The following is a 16,109-nucleotide window of genomic DNA, read 5'->3' on the forward strand; positions in this document are numbered from 1 at the left end:
GTCAGGTCTCGGCTGGATGATGCGAGAAGGCCCAGAGCCGGGCTCCGGCAAAGGAAAGGGCTGGCACGATCGCGATGGAAAACAGGAGGCCGATGAGATCCGGCCAGGGGGTCAGCGTCAGCCACAGGGCCAGAACGGTGGTGTTCAGCAGGAAGCCGGAGACGGCAATCACCAGGAACCGCACCATGCTTCTGATTGCGGTGCCCTTTCGGCGCAGGTGGGAGAAGCTCCAGAAATAGTGACCGGTGAAAGAGACGCAGAAGGCGACCAGGAAACCGCAGACATTGGCTGGATAGGCCGGAAGCATTCCAGATTGCAGCAGGCTGCCCGCTACAATGGCATGGGTGAGCGTCGCCAGCACGCCGATCACGGCGAATTTGCCGGCGGCAGCGGTTTCCGTCTTCAGCCTGCGGTGGCGAAATTCAGGCGCCATTGGCGGCGTCGTCCGTTTGCTCTGCGGGTTGAGGTGTGTTGCCGCCTTCGATGACATCCTGAACGATGAAGACCGGCCGCTGTTTCGCTTCGTTGAAAAGCCGCGCCACATATTCGCCGATCATGCCGATCGACAGCAGTTGCACACCCGAGAAGAACAGAAGCGCGACCATCAGCGATGCGTAGCCCGGGAGATCGATGCCTTCGATGAGGACGCGTAATGTCAGATAAAGCGCATAGGTGAAGGCGCCGACAGAGATCAGGGCGCCGCCATAGAACCAGACCCGTAGCGGCAGCGTTGTGAAGCCCGTGAGGCCGTCCAGCGCAAAGTTCCAGAGCTTCCAGTAATTGAACTTGCCAGCCCCCGCCATGCGAGGAGGGCGCTCATAGGGCAGTGCCATGGCCGGAAACCCGACCCAGGCAAAAAGGCCCTTCATGAAGCGATTGCGTTCCGGCAGGCGCAGCAATGCATCGATAACGCAGCGGTCGATCAGACGGAAGTCACCGGCGTTCGCTGGCATGTCGATATTGGCCAGGCGGTTGAACAGACTGTAGAACATGCCCGCCGTGGACCGCTTCATGAGCGTGTCGGAAGACCGGTCGACCCTGAGGCCGTAGACGACATCATAGCCCGCGCGCCATCCGTCCAGCATCTGCAGAATGAGCTCCGGCGGGTCCTGCAGGTCGGCGTCGATGATGACACCGATGTCTCCTTTCGCTGCCTCGAGCCCTGCGGAAAGTGCAGCTTCCTTGCCGAAATTGCGGGAGAGGCCCAGAAGTCGTCCGGGCAGGCCGTTTGAAAGCTGCTCGGACAGGATATCCGCGGTCCTGTCACGGCTGCCGTCATCGATGAAAACATATTCATAACGAAGGCCGCTTCGCTCGAGCACCGGCCGGGTTGCCTGCAGGAAGTGGAGGATGACTTCCTCTTCGTCAAAGACCGGTACGATGACGCTGAGCAGCGGCGCCTGCGGGCGGGCGTTTTCCCGCCGGGTGACATAGACAGTGTTAGCCGCTTTGGTGTGCATGAACATTCGTTAGCCGGTTGAAGTCGGCGGCAACCTGCCGGAATTTCACGAAAAAGGCCAGCCCTTTGACGAGGCTGGCCTTCTTGATGGTCAATTGTTCCGATTGCCGTCAGACAAGCACGCCGTGGCAGTGCTTGAACTTCTTGCCGGAGCCGCAAGGGCAGGCCTCGTTACGGCCGACCTTGCCCCAGGTAGCAGGGTCTTCCGGGTCACGCTGTGCCGGAGGTACCGGAAGCTGGGCGTCCGCCATGGCCATCTCGTCTTCCCCGGTCAAGGGATTGATGTGATGAGCATGCATTTCCGGCTCGGCCGGCATCTGCGGTGCCTGGTCCGTTACCAGTTCGACCCGCATCAGCTGCGCGGTGGTCATCTGGCGCAGTTGCGTCAGCATGGATTCAAACAGCGTGAACGCTTCGGTCTTGTACTCCTGCAGCGGGTCGCGCTGGGCGTAACCACGGAACCCGACGACAGACCGCAGGTGATCGAGATTGGCCAGGTGCTCGCGCCACAGGTTGTCGAGCGTCTGCAGCAGCACGGCCTTTTCGACCTGACGCATGATGTCCGGGCTGTATTTGGCGACCTTCTGCGCCATGCCGGCATCGGCCGCCTTGCGCAGGCGGTCCTTGACCTCTTCGTCGGCGATACCTTCCTCGGCCGCCCAATCTTTGATCGGCAGATCCAGGTTCAGATACTTGCGGACTTCTTCCTGAAGGCCCTCGGTATCCCACTGCTCCGGGTAGGCGCGCTCGGGAATATGTGCGGACACAAGATCGTCGATCACGTCGTGACGCATGTCGGAAACCGCGTCCTGGATCGCTTCGCTGTCCATCAGCTCGATACGCTGATCGAAGACCACCTTGCGCTGGTCGTTCATCACGTCATCGAATTTCAGCAGGTTCTTACGGATGTCGAAGTTGCGCGCCTCGACCTTCTGCTGAGCTTTTTCAAGTGCCTTGTTGATCCACGGGTGGATGATAGCTTCGCCTTCTTCCAGTCCGAGTTTCTGCAGCATGGAATCCATGCGCTCAGACCCGAAGATGCGCATCAGGTCATCCTGCAGGGACAGGAAAAACTTGGAATGGCCCGGGTCGCCCTGGCGGCCGGAACGGCCACGCAGCTGGTTGTCGATGCGGCGGCTCTCGTGACGCTCTGTGCCGATGACATAAAGACCGCCGGCAGCAAGCGCCTTCTGCTTCATGTCCTCGACTTCGGCGCGGATCTGCGCTTCCCTGGCGCTGCGCTCTTCACCTTCCGGCATGTCGCCCAGTTCCATGGCGATCTGCATGTCGGCGTTGCCGCCGAGCTGAATGTCCGTACCACGGCCGGCCATGTTGGTGGCAATGGTCACGGCACCCGGCAGACCAGCCTGGGCAACGATGAAAGCTTCCTGCTCGTGGTAGCGCGCGTTGAGAACCGCGAAGACCTTGGTCTTGCCGCCTTCGTTCTTCTGCGCGGCGGCAAAGGCAGCCGGATCGCTGAGATCGATCTGCTTGTAGCCATGCTTCTTGAGCATCTCGGCAAGATATTCGGACTTCTCGATCGACGTGGTGCCGACCAGGATCGGCTGGGCACGCTGCTTGCAGTCGTCGATCAGCTTGACGATGGCCTGGAATTTTTCCTGAACGGTCCGGTAGACCTCGTCGTCGTCATCGATACGCTTGACGGAAACGTTGGTCGGAATCTCGACCACTTCCAGCTTGTAGATGTCGGCGAATTCGTCGGCTTCGGTGGACGCGGTGCCGGTCATGCCGGCCAGCTTGCCGTACATGCGGAAGTAGTTCTGAAACGTGATGGAGGCCAGCGTCTGGTTTTCCGGCTGGATGCGCACTTTTTCGCGGGCTTCCAGGGCCTGGTGCAGGCCTTCGGAGAAACGGCGACCCGGCATCATGCGGCCGGTGAACTCGTCGATGATGACCACTTCGTCATTGCGGACGATGTAGTCCTTGTCGCGCTGAAACAGCTTGTGCGCCTTCAGCGCCTGCTGCAGATGGTGCACGATGGCGACGTTCTCGACATCGTAGAGCGAATCGCCTTTCAGCAGGCCGGCTTCGCCCAGCAGCTTTTCCAGCTTTTCGTTACCGGCTTCGGTGAAGGTGGTCGAACGCTGTTTTTCGTCGAGCTCGTAATCTTCTTCAGTCAGATGCGGAATGAAGGCGTCGACCGAATTGTAGAACTCGGAGCGGTCTTCAAGCGGACCGGAAATGATCAGAGGCGTACGGGCTTCGTCGATCAGGATCGAATCCACTTCATCGACGATGGCATAGGCATGTCCGCGCTGAACCATGGACTGGCGGTCATGCTTCATGTTGTCGCGGAGATAATCGAATCCGAATTCGTTGTTCGTGCCGTAGGTGACGTCAGCGGCGTAGGCTGCCCGGCGTTCTTCGTCGCTCAGGCCGTGGGTGATACAGCCGACGCTGAGGCCGAGGAATTTGTAGACCTGACCCATCCAGTCGCTGTCGCGCTGTGCCAGGTAGTCGTTGACGGTAACGACGTGAACGCCGTTTCCGGTCAGGGCGTTGAGATAGACCGGGGCGGTTGCCACAAGCGTCTTGCCCTCACCGGTGCGCATTTCTGCAATCTGTCCGGAATTGAGGACCATGCCGCCGATGAGCTGCACGTCGTAGTGCCGCTGACCGAGTGCCCTGCGGGCCGCTTCGCGGACGGTGGCGAAGGCGGGAACCAAGAGGTCATCGACGCTTGCGCCGTTTTTCAGCTGGTTTCGGAACTCGTCGGTCTTGGCTCTGAGAGCGTCGTCCGAAAGAGCCTGGATTTCAGACTCCAGGGCATTGATCTGTTCGACCTTTGCCCGAAATGTCTTCACCTTCCGGTCGTTCGCCGAACCGAAAATCTTACGTGCTAAAGCGCCAAGGCCAGCCATGTGGCGGTCCTTCCCTACCGGGCGGCGCCAACTGGCAAAGAGGCGCCTGCCCATGAAATCGTCTCAATTGCTGTCCACTTTGCCGCCTGGCGCAGAGCGCTGGCCGGCATTCGCGGCCGAAAAGATGCCTTCCCGGCGCTACGGCCAGGACGCCCGACAGATAAGAGGGGGCTGAATGCTTGTCAACGCCGCAGGAATGCGCAATGTAGCCACGCCCCTGCAAGACAGGGGAAAGAAAGATTACTGTTCCGATACGTAAAGGACTACTCATGTTCCGAATTTCGATGCGCAGGCCGGCTCAGGCGCTTGCCGTTTCTCTCCTGGCGCTGTCGCTCGGATCCACCGTTCTGTCCGCTGCAGAACCGGACGATGTGGTCGCGAAAGTTGGCGACACGGAAATCACCGAAGCTGATCTCGCCTTTGCTGCGCAGGACCTTGGCAAGGAATTGCAGCGGTTCCCGCCGGCACAGTGGCGCAAGCTTCTTCTGGACGTCATGGTCGACATGGAACTGATGGCGCATGCCGCTCGTGAAGATGGCCTGGACAAGGATCCGGACTTCGAGCGCCAGCTCGACTTCCTGAAACTGCGTGCCTTGCGGAATGCTTACCTTGCCCAGAAAATCGACGGTGCGGTGACCGACGAAGAGGTTCAGGCGGCATACGACAAGGAATTCGCCGACTTCGAAGGTCCGGAAGAAATCAACGCCCGTCACATCCTGGTGAAGGAAAAGGCTGAAGCTGAAGCCCTTATCGCTGAACTGGACGGCGGCGCGGACTTCGCTGAACTGGCCCGCGAAAAATCTACTGGTCCGTCCGGTCCCAATGGCGGCAGCCTGGGGTACTTCGTCAAGGGGCAGATGGTTCCACCGTTCGAGGCTGCGGCCTTTGCGCTGGAGCCGGGCACCTACACCAAGGAGCCTGTCGAAACCCAGTTCGGCTGGCATGTGATCAAGCTCGAAGACAAGCGTCGTCAGGAAAAGCCGGCGTTCGAGGAAGTCGCAAACGGTCTGCGCCAGCAGCTGATGCGCGAGCGCTATGACGCCCGCATGGCCGAGCTGAAGGATCAGGTTGCAGTCGAGATCCTCGATGAAGCCCTTGCCAAGTCCGAAGAAGAAGGTGCTGCTGCCGAAGACGGTGCGGCCAAGACCGAATAAGGCAAACGCTGCCTGAAACCAGAAAGCCCGGCAGTCAGACTGCCGGGCTTTTTTGCAGCCCTTGTGCACCAAGCCCAAAAAGGCTTGAAAAGGCTTGCCTTTGTCCCATGCTTACGGCAAGAGCATCCAGTGTTCAGGCGAGCGCTGACAAGGTGCTCGCACGCATTTGAATGGATCAATGTCCGGACGGTCAAACGATCTCGATTGAGCGCCCGTTGATCCGGAACTTTGTATCATCTGACCGGGACCGCCTTGATGTCGACCACCGTATCTCCCCTTGCACCCAAGTCCTATCCCGAGATGCCGGAGATCGAGGGTGTTCAGTTTGCGACCGCCTCTGCCGGGATCAAGTACAAGGGCCGGACCGACGTCCTGCTGGCAACGGTTGCCGAGGGAACGGCCGTCGCAGGGGTCTTCACCCGTTCCAAGTGTTCTTCCGCGCCGGTTGACTGGTGCAAGGCTCGGGTCGGTGGCGGCAAGGCCCGCGCGCTCCTGGTCAATTCCGGCAATGCCAATGCCTTTACCGGCAAGAAGGGCAAGGCAGCTGTTGAACTGTCTGCTGAAATCGTCTCCAGGGAGCTTGGCTGCAGCGAGGGTGAAATCTTCCTGGCATCAACCGGCGTGATCGGCGAACCGCTTCCGGCGGACAAGTTTTCCGGTGTCATCGGAGAATTGAAGGCCAACCAGGGCAGCGCGAGCTGGCTGGATGCGGCCAAGGCGATCATGACGACAGACACCTATCCGAAGGTCTCCACTGCAAGCGTTGAACTGGATGGTGTTACCGTGACAATCAACGGCATTGCCAAGGGCGCGGGAATGATTGCGCCGGACATGGCCACCATGCTGTCGTTCATCTATACCGACGCTCCGATCGCTCCGGCTGTTCTCCAGGCTCTGCTCAGCGGGGAAGTCGACGGCAGCTTTAACGCGGTGACCGTCGACAGCGATACGTCCACCTCCGATACGGTGCTTCTGTTCGCGACCGGTGCAGCCGGCAAAAAGGGCGTGGAGAGCGTTGCCTCGCTCGATGATCCGCGCGTCGACGTGCTGAGGGCCGCTCTTGGCGACGTCATGCTGGACCTTTCCCATCAGATCGTCCGCGACGGCGAAGGCGCACGCAAATTCGTGGAAGTGCGGGTTGAAGGTGCCGAAAGCGACGGGTCCGCAAAGCGGATCGCGCTGTCGATTGCCAATTCGCCGCTGGTCAAGACGGCAATCGCCGGCGAAGACGCCAACTGGGGCCGCGTCGTCATGGCCGTCGGCAAGGCTGGTGAACCGGCCGACCGCGACAAGCTTGCCATCTGGTTCGGCGATGTGCGGGTGGCCGTGGAAGGTGAGCGCGATCCAGACTACAGCGAAGCGGCCGCCTCTGCCGTGATGGAGCAGGAAGACATTGTCATCCGGGTCGATCTCGGTCTCGGCAGCGGCCAGGCGGCGGTCTGGACCTGTGATCTCACCAAGGAATATGTCGCCATTAATGGCGACTACCGGAGCTGAGTTTCCCTAGCAGTTCTGACGGTACTGCCCGCAAACGTGCTTAACCGCGCGTTAATTCAGCGTTTCAGGATTGGACAATCTGCCAATGACCAAGATCGTGCTCGTCGCAGCTTGCGCCCTTGTGGATGCGGATGGTCGCATTCTTCTGGCGCAGCGGCCTGAAGGCAAATCCATGGCCGGACTGTGGGAATTCCCCGGCGGCAAGGTCGAGCAAGGCGAGCGTCCCGAGGAGACGCTGATACGCGAGCTGGAGGAAGAGCTCGGCATTGAAGTTAACGAAGCGTGTCTGGCGCCACTTACTTTTGCCAGCCACTCTTACGAAGATTTTCACCTACTTATGCCATTGTTCATTTGCCGCAGGTGGAATGGAACTCCACTCGGCAAGGAAGGCCAGGCGTTGAAATGGGTGCGGGCTGTCAGGCTGAGGGATTATCCGATGCCTGCCGCTGATGAACCTCTGATACCCCATCTCCTGGATGCCGTCTAAGCCCGTTTGTTCAAACCCCCGGGGGGCACATGCCGTTTCGATTTCAGTCCGTCGCAGACCGCATGTTGCAGGCCTTTCGCCGGGGAAGAGCTTTCGGAGATGACGAGCACGGCGCGACCATGATCGAATACGGTCTGATTGTCGGTTTCATCAGCATCGTCGTCCTGGTCGCCATGACCGCTATCGGTACTGCCATGCGCACCGATATCTTCGGAACAATTTCGACTGCCCTGCAAGGTGTGCTCGGTTCCAGCTGATCCTGGCCGTTCGGCTACCTCTAGTCGCCTATTTTCCGTTCCTGAACGCCAAGCGCGTCTGCGAGCCGTGTCTTGGCCGAGCCGGGGCGCAACGGTTTCTGCTGGCTTTCATGCGGCGCCCAGCCTGACAGCGTTACCAGTGAAAATGTCGCTCGGATCCTGCCGTCCGCATCGGCGTGGTTCTGCGCATAAAGTTCGGCCGCACGCAGCAATACCTGTCGAGATAGCGGCTTTCTGCTGCGGTCTTTCAACACGGATGTTGCACCCATGGCCCTGAGATCCGCCAACAGTGCGAACATCGTGTCGTAGCGCACCGTCAGACTGTCCAGATCCGTGACCGGCAGCGCAAAGCCTGCCCTTTGAAGCAGGCTGCCGAGGTCGCGCGTGTCGGCAAACGGCAGCACCCTTGCAGCCGCGCCGCCTTTTACTTCCAGCTCAGCCCGCGTGAGGCTGTCGCGTAGCTCGCTCAAGGTGCCGGCTCCGGGCAACGTCGCCAGAAACAGACCGTCCGGTTTCAAGGCGCGGCGGAGCTGTACCAGTGTTCCCGGCAGGTCGTTGACGAATTGGAGGTTGAGAGCGGAGACGATCAGATCCACCGATTGGTCGCCAAAAGGGATCAGGGCGTCATCGAAGACAAGGTCGGGGGCAGCAAGGCTCGGGTCGGCAGCAAACAGATCCGCGCGCAACACGAGGTCAGCCTTGCCGGACTGCCGGATTGCTTCGCTCACGTGAGCGCAGTGTCCGCCGAGATCGACAGCTACCGGAAACCGCCGATTGACCAGCAGCAGGCGGTCCTGCAGATCTTCGCTGACGGCTTTCAGCAGAAAGTCCGCACCCGGTTTGGCAGCCATCAGCGCCCGCAGGCGGCAGGTGCGGAAGAAGGAGCGGTCGAAGAGATCTGGTTGTGCGGTCACGGCAATCCCGGTTGTCATCGAACTTACCGCGGTCACATATGGTATCCGCCCGCCAAGGTCAAAGGCGCAAGGGTCGCGCCAGGCGGCTTGTGGAACAGGTTTCCAGAAAGTTCAGGCCGGTTCCTGCTTGTTTGGGCTGGCCAGATATGTGTTTTCGGTGCCAAGGTATTCCTCAGTTTGAAGGGGCATTCCTGTCGGGTGCCATTGGGGAGCGGTTTTGCGAAGCCTTGCGATGAACATTGCCGGCCTGCCGGAAGTCGCGGCGCGATTTGCGCTCGATTTCGTGCTGCCGCAGCGCTGCTTCAGCTGCGATGCGCGGGTGTCCGAGCAGACGGGATTGTGCGCGGAATGCTGGTCCCGGATGCCGTTCCTGGAGCGGCCCTGGTGTCAGCGGCTCGGTATTCCTTTCTCGTATGATGTCGGCGACGGTGCCTGGAGCCCGCAGGCGATCGCCTCGCCGCCTGTGTTCGACAGATTGCGGGCGGTGGCCTTTTATGATGGTCCTGCCCGGCAGATGGTGCATGCGCTGAAGTTTTCCGGGCGGCGGGAACTTGCCCGTCCGATGGCACGCTGGATGGCGCGTTCCGGCAACGAACTTCTGAGCAGGGACAGCCTGCTGGTGCCGGTGCCGCTGCACTGGATGCGACTGCTGCAGCGCCGGTTCAACCAGGCGGCTGATCTGGCGAAGGAAGTGGCCCGCGAATGCGGTGGCCAGTTCGAACCGCAGGTCCTCAAGCGGCAAAAGCGTACACGCCGGCAAGTTGGCCTGTCAGCCAAGGACCGCCACAAGAATGTCCGCTCGGCTTTCAAGGTCGATGGTGGCCGGGCCGATCTGGTTCAGGGACGTCACGTTGTGTTGATCGATGATGTGCTGACGACCGGATCAACGGTGTCGGCCTGCTGTAAATGCCTGCTTTCTTCAGGGGCAGCTTCCGTCGACGTGCTCACATTCGCGCAAGTCGACCCTGCTTTGCGCTCGGGCAACACGGTCTGATCCCGACAGTCTTCCTCTTGAGTTTTCGCCGCGCGCTCGCATATAACGCCCGGATTTGGTGCGCGGCGGTGCGGAAAAGCGTGCAGCTGCCAAAAAAAAGGAAAAGACCTGATGGCTGAAGTGGTGATCTATACGCGCCAGCTCTGCGGCTTCTGCACGGCGGCCAAGCGGCTGCTGGACAAGAAGGGCGTTGCCTACACGGAACACGATGCCACGTTCGATCCAGGCCTGCGCAAGGAGATGGTGCAGAAGGCCAATGGTCACTCAACGTTTCCGCAGGTCTTCGTCGGCAAAACCCATGTGGGCGGCTGCGACGATCTTCACGATCTGGAACGTGCAGGTAAACTGGACGCATTGCTCGCGTCCTGATTTACTGAACGAACAACCTTACCTACCAGGACGGAGACAGCGGTCGGATGACCTCATTCACGGCAGCATGCATTCAGCTGCGCAGCGGCAAGACGATTTCGGACAACGCCGATGCTGCGGAAAACCTGATCCGGGCAGCGGCAAAGGACGGCGCGCAATTCGTTCAAACGCCTGAAATGTCCAATGTTCTGGTACGCAGCCGCGAAGAACTGCTGGAGCGGATTTCCGATGCCGAAGACGACCTGTTCCTGAAAAGAGCGCGTGCGCTTGCAGCCGAGCTGGGCATCTATCTGCATCTGGGGTCGCTGGCCGTGCTTGCCGGCAACGGCAAGGTCGCCAACCGTGCCTTTCTGATCGGGCCTGACGGCAAGATCCTTGCGACCTACGACAAGATCCACATGTTCGACGTGGACCTGCCAAATGGCGAAAGCTGGCGCGAGTCCGCAACCTATGAACCTGGAACGCAGACGGTCATCGCGGATCTGCCCTTTGCCAAGGTCGGCATGGCTGTCTGTTACGATATAAGATTTCCGGCGATTTTCCGTACCCAGGCTCGTCAGGGTGCACAGGTTCTGACGGGGCCGGCAGCCTTTACCCGCCAGACCGGGCAGGCGCATTGGCACGTACTGCAGCGCTCCCGTGCCATTGAAAACGGTGCCTACGTGATTTCGGCTGCACAAGGCGGTACGCATGAAGACGGGCGTGAAACCTATGGTCACAGCCTGATTGTCGACCCCTGGGGTGCCGTTATCGCCGAGATCGATAATGATGACCCCGGCTACGTTCTCGCCGAGATCGACACCCAGAAGGTTGCCGATGCGCGGGCGCGCATCCCCGCGATCGCCAACGAGCGGGATTTCGTCAGCTGTCACGCGGATGGTCTGAAGGAGATTTCGGCGTGATCAAATACACGCTCGTTTGCGACAGTGCACATTCCTTCGAAGGCTGGTTCCGCAATTCCGATGATTTCGACGCGCAGTGTGCGCGAAAACTGGTTGTCTGCCCGATCTGCGGAGCAACCAGCGTTCAGAAAGGTTTGATGGCGCCGGCAGTTTCAACCGCACGCAAGCGGGAAGTGCTTGTCGGTGCCGCGCAGGCGGAAATGCAGTCGGTGGCCGCAGCCGCTGCCAACAAGGCCGATGCGCCGACGGCCGCTGCCTCGACCGAAATGCGCCCGTCCGCCCTGTTGCCGCAGGATGTGCAGCAGAAGGAAATCCTCGAAGCTCTTCGGCTGGTGCGTGCGCGTATCGTCGAAAGTTCGGAAAACGTCGGTCAGAATTTTGCGGCGGAAGCCCGCAAGATCCACTATGGCGAAGCTGAAGAACGCAGCATCTATGGCGAGACAACGCCCAAGGATGTCGAGGCATTGCTTGACGAGGGCATCCAGGTGTTCGCACTTCCTGAACTGCCTGACGACAAGAACTGAGTTCAGGCGACTTTCAGCTTGAAGTTCGTGGCGTACCCAGGAAAGGGCCGGGAGCTTCGCGTCCGGGTTGCCGGCCTCTGCAATTTCCCTGCAATCGCGGTTTCTCAGCCGTTTCGACGGAAGTTCAGGTTACCGGGAAGGAGGCGTTTCTCTTTCGGTAGTCTCAGATGAAGATCACGTAGAAGAAGATATATTGCGTTTATGTAGTAGGTTTGTTCCGAAAAATTTCTTACGTAGTGTTAATCATTGTTAATTATTTTGGATATTTAAAATTTACATCGACTTGGGAACTTTCTCGGGTTGTCGGTGTTGAATATTGAAACAAACATTTATAATCATGATGCTGTGCCGAGGTTCCCGATGTCGATGACTGAGATGAACATGCCCGATACGATACGTGTGATGGTGGCGGAAGATGAGCCGCTGATCGCCTGGATGCTGGAAGATATCCTGTCTGGCATGGGTTTGCAGGTTGTCGGGCCATTCGCGACCGTTGCCGAGGCACGTTCCTGCATGTCTTCCGAGCCGCCAGAGCTGGCGCTTCTGGATGTCGATCTGGCCGATGGCGTTGTCTATCCGCTGGCTGACACGCTGCATGCTCAGAAAGTGCCGATCATCTTCCATACCGGTAATACGGACAAGGTGGACCTGAAGAATCGCTATGGAGGGGCTGAAGTCGTTCCGAAGCCGTCCAACCCCAAGCGGTTGCAGATTGCCGTGGAAGCGGCCCGGACGCTGCTCAAACGGGCGTAAGCGCCCCTTCAGAGCGCGCTTTGCTGATCGGTTTGGGTTCTGGCGTCTTCCTGGCTTCCGAACTGTGCTACGCCGCAACGGCTTCATCGGGAGCTGGTGGAGCCAGGCGCCTGGAATTTTTCCATGACAGCCAAAATGAAAACCTGCTTCAGCCCGGGCGGATGAAGCAGGTTAATCGGTATAGGGCCGGTCAGGCGAGGATGTCAGGATTTCGCGGAAGACGGCTTGCGCCGCGCCTGTGCCGGTTTCAGCGCAGCCTTGGTTTCTTCCAGGCTTTCTTCTGCAGCCTTGCTCATCTCGTTGACGCTTTCCATCGCCGTTTCATTGAGCTCCTCAACCACGGCGGCGCTTTCAGAAAAGCTGTCACGGAAGAGGGCGGCCTGCTTCTCGAAATGGTCCTGATATTCGCTCGCCATTCTGGAATAGAAATCCTGCAGGGTTGCCATGGTTTCTTCCGGCGCAGCGCACTGGCTGAGGGACTTGGCGCATTCCATGTCCTGGTGCAGCCGGTGGCTGACGAAATTCATGTGGTCATCAAACGCCTTTTCGGCATGGGTCCACATGGTCTTGCCCACTTTCTGGAAGCTTGCGATGGCCTTGGCTTCAATTCGGTCTTCGCGCTCGGCAAACGCCCAGTTGGAAAAGGCAGGCATTGGCCATTCGGTCGGTGCCGGCCATTCCGGCAGCTTGGGCCATTCGGCCATCATGGCGCTGAAGTCGAAGGCACCTGTATTGCTTTTCGTCGGCATGAAAGATCCTCCGGTTGTTCGTGTGACGTCCTGCGGCTGGCCATGGCGTTCTTCGCCGGCTTGCCGTCCCCGGACCTGCGCATTCTGTCATTGCCAGCGCAGGGCCCCGCTCCAAAGGTGACGTAACTGTACCTTTGCATCAAGGCCAAGCTTTGACACGGATCAAATCGCATACCGATTCTTACGTAAAAGGCATTTGTGCCGCAGGTTTGTGCAGCCGATTTGCGGGCTTAAGGGAGATTGAGAAAATCGCGCAGTGTCGCCGTTACCTTTTCAGGGGCTTCAAGAGGTGACAGGTGGCCGCTGCCCTGGATCACCGCCAATTCGCTTTGGGGAATGTGGTCGTGGATTTCCTGCGAGATTTCAACCGGTGTGAGCCGGTCGCCATCACCGACCAGCACAAGCGTGGGGCATGCGATTTCGCCGAGACGGGGGCGGGAATCGATGCGGTTGATAAGCGCGGTCTGCTGGCGGATGAAGGCCTCGGGCCCGGTTTCCTGAGCCATCTCGACGACGATTGCCTTCAGCTCTTCGTCTTCTTCGCGCTTTTCATGAACGAACCCGGGGTAAAGCAGATGGGGCACCTTGGAAAAGCCCTTCTTGCGGGTCAGGTCGATGAGGAACTGCCGGCGCTCCGACTGGTCGGGCGTATCCGGCCGGGAGTTGGTGTCCAGAAGAGCAAGCTTGCCGACCCGCTCCGGCGCTTCGCGCATGATTTCCATGGCGACATAGCCGCCCATGGACAGGGCGATCAGCGAAAACCGCTCCGGTGCTTTTTCCAGGATGCTGGCGGCGATCGCCTTGATGCTGTCATGTTCGCGGTGGTTTGCCACCATGATCGGTCGGTCGGCAAAGGCAACTATCTGCGGGGCGTAGAGCGCTTCGGTACACAGAAGGCCCGGTACGAACAGGATCGGATCGCTCATCAGCTGTTTTTCGCCCGTTCCGCCAGCAGCATGTAGTTCACGTCCATGTCGCGCGATCTGGCCCAGGTGTCTGTCAGCGGGTTGTAGGTGACGCCGCAACGATCGATCATGGTGAGCCCCGCGGTCTGAAGCGGGCCTTCGATTTCGGAAGGGCGGACCAGCTTTTCGTAGGAATGGGTGCCCTTCGGCAGCCAGCGCAGCACGTATTCGGCACCGACGATGGCAAGTGCATAGGCTTTCAGCGTGCGATTGATGGTCGCGACGAACATCAGCCCACCCGGACGGACCATTTGCGCGGTGGCCTCCAGGAACAGCGGTACATCGGCGACGTGCTCGACCACTTCCATGTTGAACACAACGTCAAAGGTCTCCCCCGCCGCTGCCAATGCTTCCGCGGTTTCTGCCCTGTAGTCGATTTCGAGGCCGGAAGTCTTCATGTGAAGGCGGGCGATCTCGATGTTGATTTCGGACGGGTCCGCGCCGACCACATCGGCACCAAGCCGTGCCATCGGTTCGCTCAACAGGCCGCCGCCACAGCCGATATCGAGGCAGCGCAGCCCCTTGAATGCGTCCGTGGTCTTCGGGTCGCGGCCGAAATGCCGGCAGACATGGTCCTTGATGTAGCCCAGCCGCACCGGGCTGAACTTGTGCAATGGCTTGAACTTGCCCGTCGGGTCCCACCACTCTTCTGCCATGGCGGAAAAGCGCGCGACTTCCTCGCTGTCGATCGTGCTTCTGGTTTCCTGAGCCCTGCCAGTCATCGGACGGTCCTTTCAAGAGCGTGAAGCGGCTTGGCGCTTCGCCTGGTCATTCAACGGTTCGAAGTCGTTCCAAGGTCTGAGACTATTTGTCAAGACACCCAGTTGCAGCAAAGGAACGCAGCCTGTATGCATGTGCGCCGATCCCAGAGGCGCAACAGCGCTTCCAGACACGACTATAAAGAATACGAGTGGTATGGCCCGACTGGTTTTAAAATTTGGCGGGACTTCGGTTGCCGATCTCGATCGCATCCGTAACGTCGCCCGCCATGTCAAACGGGAAGTGGACGCCGGCCATCAGGTCGCGGTGGTAGTTTCGGCCATGGCCGGACAGACCAACAAGCTGGTGGAGTTTTGCCGTGAGGCATCACCGCTCCACGATGCCCGCGAATATGATGCCGTGGTTGCTTCCGGCGAGCAGGTGACGTCCGGTCTCCTGGCCATCGTGCTGCAGGACATGGGTGTCAACGCCCGGTCGTGGCAAGGCTGGCAGGTGCCGATCAAGACCGACGAGAACCACGGCGCGGCCCGCATCCGCGACATCGAGGGAGGCTTCCTGAGCGAGCGTCTCGAGCAGGGCCAGGTGGCCGTGCTCGCGGGCTTCCAGGGTGTGGCGCCGGACAACCGGATCGCGACCCTGGGTCGCGGCGGGTCCGACACCAGCGCCGTTGCCATCGCCGCTGCCATCAAGGCCGACCGCTGTGATATCTATACCGATGTCGACGGCGTCTACACCACCGATCCGCGCATCGTGCCCAAGGCGCAGCGTCTTGACCGGGTGTCTTTCGAGGAAATGCTCGAAATGGCCTCGCTCGGCGCCAAGGTGCTCCAGGTGCGCTCCGTGGAAATGGCCATGGTTCATGGCGTCAGAACATTCGTGCGCTCCAGCTTTGACGATCCGGATGCGCCCCAGGTCGGCGAGAACGGCCTTCCGATTGGAACTCTTATTTGCGACGAGGATGAACTCGTGGAACAGCAGGTTGTCACCGGCATCGCCTACGCCAAGGACGAAGCCCAGATCTCTCTTCGTGACGTTGCCGACAAGCCGGGTGTCGCCGAATCCGTGTTCGGTCCGCTGGCGGATGCCAACATCAACGTCGACATGATCGTCCAGAACATTTCGCCGGATGGCAAGACCACCGACATCACCTTCACAGTTCCCGAGGGCGATTTCGAACGCGCCAACAAGGTGCTGGAAGACAATCGCGGCGTCATCGGTTTCCAGAACCTTGAGGGCGCCCGTGACGTGGTGAAAGTCTCCGTCATCGGCATCGGCATGCGCTCGCATGCAGGCATCGCGGCCCAGTGTTTCCGCGGCCTCGCGTCCAAGGGTATCAACATCCGGGCCATCACCACATCCGAGATCAAGATCTCTGTGCTTATTGATTCAGCATATGCAGAACTTGCGGTGCGGACTCTGCATTCGCTATACGGGTTGGACGGATAGTTCATCCGGGAGGCAGGCCCCTGTAGAAAAGGGGCCT

General features: G+C 59.7%; 17 protein-coding genes. 10 read left to right on the forward strand and 7 right to left on the reverse strand.

What is annotated here, in order from left to right; all coding sequences use genetic code 11:
• Position 1: 1 nt before the first annotated feature.
• The 3 genes from FIV03_RS09370 to secA all read right to left on the reverse strand — a co-directional run bounded on the left by FIV03_RS09370 (position 2) and on the right by secA (position 4,341).
• Entirely contained in the window at positions 2 to 433 is a 432-nt protein-coding gene (locus tag FIV03_RS09370; RefSeq protein WP_152509375.1) for a GtrA family protein, read from the reverse strand.
• The gene (locus FIV03_RS09375; RefSeq protein WP_209009920.1) at positions 423 to 1,460 is read right to left on the reverse strand and encodes a glycosyltransferase family 2 protein; all 1,038 of its coding nucleotides are present in this window, start codon (positions 1,458 to 1,460) and stop codon (positions 423 to 425) included. The genes FIV03_RS09370 and FIV03_RS09375 overlap by 11 nt, the downstream gene beginning before the upstream one ends.
• Before the next feature lie 109 nt (positions 1,461 to 1,569).
• A complete protein-coding gene (secA, locus tag FIV03_RS09380) occupies positions 1,570 to 4,341 on the reverse strand; it encodes a preprotein translocase subunit SecA (protein ID WP_152509377.1) in 2,772 nt (923 codons plus the stop codon).
• 269 nt (positions 4,342 to 4,610) lie between these two features.
• Here secA and FIV03_RS09385 point away from each other — a divergent pair, with 269 nt between their 5' ends.
• The 4 genes from FIV03_RS09385 (at position 4,611) to FIV03_RS09400 (ending at position 7,736) form a co-directional block, all read left to right on the forward strand.
• Complete coding sequence (locus FIV03_RS09385) at positions 4,611 to 5,495, forward strand: peptidylprolyl isomerase (RefSeq protein WP_051990069.1); 885 nt, start codon at positions 4,611 to 4,613, stop codon at positions 5,493 to 5,495.
• Positions 5,496 to 5,750: 255 nt separating this feature from the next.
• Positions 5,751 to 6,992, forward strand: a complete 1,242-nt coding sequence (gene argJ / locus FIV03_RS09390) for a bifunctional glutamate N-acetyltransferase/amino-acid acetyltransferase ArgJ (protein ID WP_152509378.1) — start codon at positions 5,751 to 5,753, stop codon at positions 6,990 to 6,992.
• Positions 6,993 to 7,077: 85 nt separating this feature from the next.
• A complete protein-coding gene (gene mutT, locus FIV03_RS09395; RefSeq protein WP_055659610.1) occupies positions 7,078 to 7,479 on the forward strand; it encodes an 8-oxo-dGTP diphosphatase MutT in 402 nt (133 codons plus the stop codon).
• Positions 7,480 to 7,508: 29 nt separating this feature from the next.
• Positions 7,509 to 7,736 carry a Flp family type IVb pilin gene (locus FIV03_RS09400; protein WP_353622185.1) on the forward strand — a complete coding sequence of 76 codons (228 nt, stop codon included), beginning with the start codon at positions 7,509 to 7,511 and terminating at the stop codon, positions 7,734 to 7,736.
• A gap of 20 nt (positions 7,737 to 7,756) precedes the next feature.
• On the opposite strand, the gene FIV03_RS09405 is transcribed toward FIV03_RS09400, so the two are convergent.
• On the reverse strand, positions 7,757 to 8,587 hold the full coding sequence (locus tag FIV03_RS09405) for a methyltransferase domain-containing protein (RefSeq protein ID WP_209010031.1): 831 nt from the start codon (positions 8,585 to 8,587) through the stop codon (positions 7,757 to 7,759).
• Between the two features lie 295 nt (positions 8,588 to 8,882).
• On the opposite strand from FIV03_RS09405, the gene FIV03_RS09410 reads away from it, so the two are divergent.
• From FIV03_RS09410 to FIV03_RS09430, 5 genes are all read left to right on the forward strand, one after another.
• On the forward strand, positions 8,883 to 9,644 hold the full coding sequence (locus tag FIV03_RS09410) for a ComF family protein (RefSeq protein WP_152509379.1): 762 nt from the start codon (positions 8,883 to 8,885) through the stop codon (positions 9,642 to 9,644).
• Positions 9,645 to 9,755: 111 nt separating this feature from the next.
• Positions 9,756 to 10,013, forward strand: a complete 258-nt coding sequence (gene grxC, locus FIV03_RS09415) for a glutaredoxin 3 (protein ID WP_006932400.1) — start codon at positions 9,756 to 9,758, stop codon at positions 10,011 to 10,013.
• Between the two features lie 47 nt (positions 10,014 to 10,060).
• On the forward strand, positions 10,061 to 10,915 hold the full coding sequence (locus tag FIV03_RS09420) for a carbon-nitrogen hydrolase family protein (RefSeq protein ID WP_152509380.1): 855 nt from the start codon (positions 10,061 to 10,063) through the stop codon (positions 10,913 to 10,915).
• Complete coding sequence (locus tag FIV03_RS09425) at positions 10,912 to 11,439, forward strand: DUF1178 family protein (RefSeq protein ID WP_152509381.1); 528 nt, start codon at positions 10,912 to 10,914, stop codon at positions 11,437 to 11,439. The genes FIV03_RS09420 and FIV03_RS09425 overlap by 4 nt, the downstream gene beginning before the upstream one ends.
• Before the next feature lie 381 nt (positions 11,440 to 11,820).
• Complete coding sequence (locus tag FIV03_RS09430; RefSeq protein ID WP_173013816.1) at positions 11,821 to 12,192, forward strand: response regulator; 372 nt, start codon at positions 11,821 to 11,823, stop codon at positions 12,190 to 12,192.
• 203 nt (positions 12,193 to 12,395) lie between these two features.
• Here the strand turns inward: FIV03_RS09430 and FIV03_RS09435 are convergent, their stop codons facing one another.
• The 3 genes from FIV03_RS09435 to ubiG form a co-directional block, all read right to left on the reverse strand.
• Entirely contained in the window at positions 12,396 to 12,941 is a 546-nt protein-coding gene (locus FIV03_RS09435; protein WP_152509383.1) for a hypothetical protein, read from the reverse strand.
• A gap of 230 nt (positions 12,942 to 13,171) precedes the next feature.
• Positions 13,172 to 13,867 (reverse strand): alpha/beta hydrolase, encoded by a 696-nt coding sequence (locus FIV03_RS09440; protein WP_152509384.1) that lies wholly within the window; start codon positions 13,865 to 13,867, stop codon positions 13,172 to 13,174.
• Positions 13,867 to 14,628, reverse strand: coding sequence for a bifunctional 2-polyprenyl-6-hydroxyphenol methylase/3-demethylubiquinol 3-O-methyltransferase UbiG (ubiG, locus tag FIV03_RS09445; RefSeq protein ID WP_152509385.1), 762 nt, complete (start codon positions 14,626 to 14,628; stop codon positions 13,867 to 13,869). The genes FIV03_RS09440 and ubiG overlap by 1 nt, the downstream gene beginning before the upstream one ends.
• Positions 14,629 to 14,821: 193 nt before the next feature.
• On the opposite strand from ubiG, the gene FIV03_RS09450 reads away from it, so the two are divergent.
• Positions 14,822 to 16,072 (forward strand): aspartate kinase, encoded by a 1,251-nt coding sequence (locus tag FIV03_RS09450; RefSeq protein WP_023002988.1) that lies wholly within the window; start codon positions 14,822 to 14,824, stop codon positions 16,070 to 16,072.
• Positions 16,073 to 16,109 lie beyond the last annotated feature (37 nt).

The organism is Labrenzia sp. THAF187b (assembly GCF_009363375.1).
Taxonomy (GTDB): domain Bacteria; phylum Pseudomonadota; class Alphaproteobacteria; order Rhizobiales; family Stappiaceae; genus Roseibium; species Roseibium algicola.